Here is a 2,354-nt window from a genome sequence, read left to right on the forward strand (position 1 = left end):
CCGTTTGTGCCATCTACTCCATTACGGATGGTAGTGATTTCAGTGCGTTCACCTGTTGCAGAGACATTGTATACTTTGACACTGCCGTCTGGTTGGCGTTCTGAAATAACTGAGCTTCCGTTTGTGCCATCACGACCATTGGTGCCATCTACGCCGTTTCGAATAGTTGTGATTTCAGTGCGCTCACCTGTTGAGGAAACGTTGTAGACTTTAACGCTACCATCTGGTTGACGTTCTGAAATAACTGAGCTTCCGTTTGCGCCATCACGACCGTTGGTACCGTTGGTACCATCTTGACCGCGAGCTCCATCTACACCATTGCGGATGGTAGTAATCTCGGTGCGATCACCTGTTGAAGAAACATTGTAGACTTTAACGCTACCATCTGGTTGACGTTCTGAGATAACAGAACTTCCGTTTGCGCCATCACGACCGTTGGTACCGTTGATTCCATCTACACCGTTGCGGATGGTGGCAATTTCAGTACGCTCGCCGCTTGGAGAAATATTGTAAACTTTGACACTGCCATCTGCTTGAACTTCTGAAGTTACAGAGCTTCCGTTGGTGCCATCTAAGCCGTTGCGAATAGTTGTGATTTCGGTGCGTTCACCTGTTGAGGAAACATTATACACTTTGACACTGCCGTCTGGTTGGCGTTCTGAAATAACTGAGCTTCCGTTGGTACCGTTGGTTCCATCTTGACCGCGAGCGCCATCTGCACCGTTACGGATGGTGGCAATTTCAGTGCGTTCGCCTGTTGAGGAAACGTTGTAGACTTTGACGCTGCCATCTGGTTGACGTTCTGAAATAACAGAACTTCCGTTTGCTCCGTCACGACCGTTGGTACCGTTTGTGCCATCTACTCCATTACGGATGGTAGTGATTTCAGTACGCTCACCTGTTGCAGAGACATTGTATACTTTGACACTACCATCTGGTTGACGTTCTGAAATAACTGAGCTTCCGTTGGTACCGTTGGTTCCATCTTGACCGCGAGCGCCATCTGCACCGTTACGGATGGTGGCAATTTCAGTGCGTTCGCCTGTTGAGGAAACGTTGTAGACTTTAACGCTACCATCCGGTTGACGTTCTGAAATAACAGAACTTCCGTTTGCTCCGTCACGACCGTTGGTACCGTTTGTGCCATCTACTCCATTTCGGATGGTAGTAATCTCGGTGCGCTCACCTGTTGAGGAAACGTTGTAGACTTTAACACTGCCGTCTGGCTGGCGTTCTGAAATAACAGAACTTCCGTTTGCGCCATCACGACCGTTGGTACCGTTTGTGCCATCTACTCCATTTCGAATGGTAGTAATCTCGGTGCGCTCACCTGTTGAGGAAACGTTGTAGACTTTAACACTACCATCTGGTTGGCGTTCTGAAATAACAGAACTTCCGTTTGCTCCGTCACGACCGTTGGTTCCATTGGTGCCATCTGCACCGTTGCGGATGGTGGCAATTTCAGTGCGTTCACCTGTTGCAGAGACATTGTATACTTTGACACTGCCGTCTGGTTGGCGTTCTGATATAACCGAGCTTCCGTTGGTTCCATTGGTGCCATCTACGCCGTTGCGAATAGTTGTGATTTCAGTGCGTTCACCTGTTGAGGAAACGTTGTAGACTTTAACGCTGCCATCTGGTTGGCGTTCTGAAATAACAGAACTTCCGTTTGCGCCATCGCGGCCGTTGGTTCCATTGGTGCCATCTACTCCATTACGGATGGTAGTGATTTCAGTGCGTTCACCTGTTGCAGAGACATTGTATACTTTAACACTGCCGTCTGGCTGGCGTTCTGAAATAACCGAGCTTCCGTTTGCTCCGTCACGACCGTTGGTACCGTTGGTGCCATCTACGCCGTTGCGAATAGTTGTGATTTCAGTCCGTTCACCTGTTGCAGAGACATTGTATACTTTAACACTTCCATCTGGTTGACGTTCTGAAATAACAGAACTTCCGTTTGCTCCGTCACGACCGTTGGTACCGTTTGTGCCATCTACTCCATTACGGATGGTAGTGATTTCAGTGCGTTCACCTGTTGCAGAGACATTGTATACTTTGACACTGCCATCTGGTTGACGTTCTGAAATAACTGAGCTTCCGTTGGTACCATTGGTGCCATCTACGCCGTTGCGAATAGTTGTGATTTCTGTACGCTCACCTGTTGAGGAAACGTTGTAGACTTTAACACTTCCATCTGGTTGACGTTCTGAAATAACTGAGCTTCCGTTGGTTCCATTGGTTCCATCTACGCCGTTGCGAATAGTTGTGATTTCGGTACGCTCACCTGTTGCAGAGACATTGTATACTTTGACACTGCCATCTGGTTGACGTTCTGAAATAACAGAACTTCCGTT

General features: G+C 48.2%; 1 pseudogene. It reads right to left on the reverse strand.

The features are described from left to right. Positions 1-2,354: pseudogene (locus JNG37_RS09740) on the reverse strand (WD40 repeat domain-containing protein); the annotation flags it as partial.

This window comes from Streptococcus suis, assembly GCF_016775005.1.
Taxonomy (GTDB): domain Bacteria; phylum Bacillota; class Bacilli; order Lactobacillales; family Streptococcaceae; genus Streptococcus; species Streptococcus suivaginalis.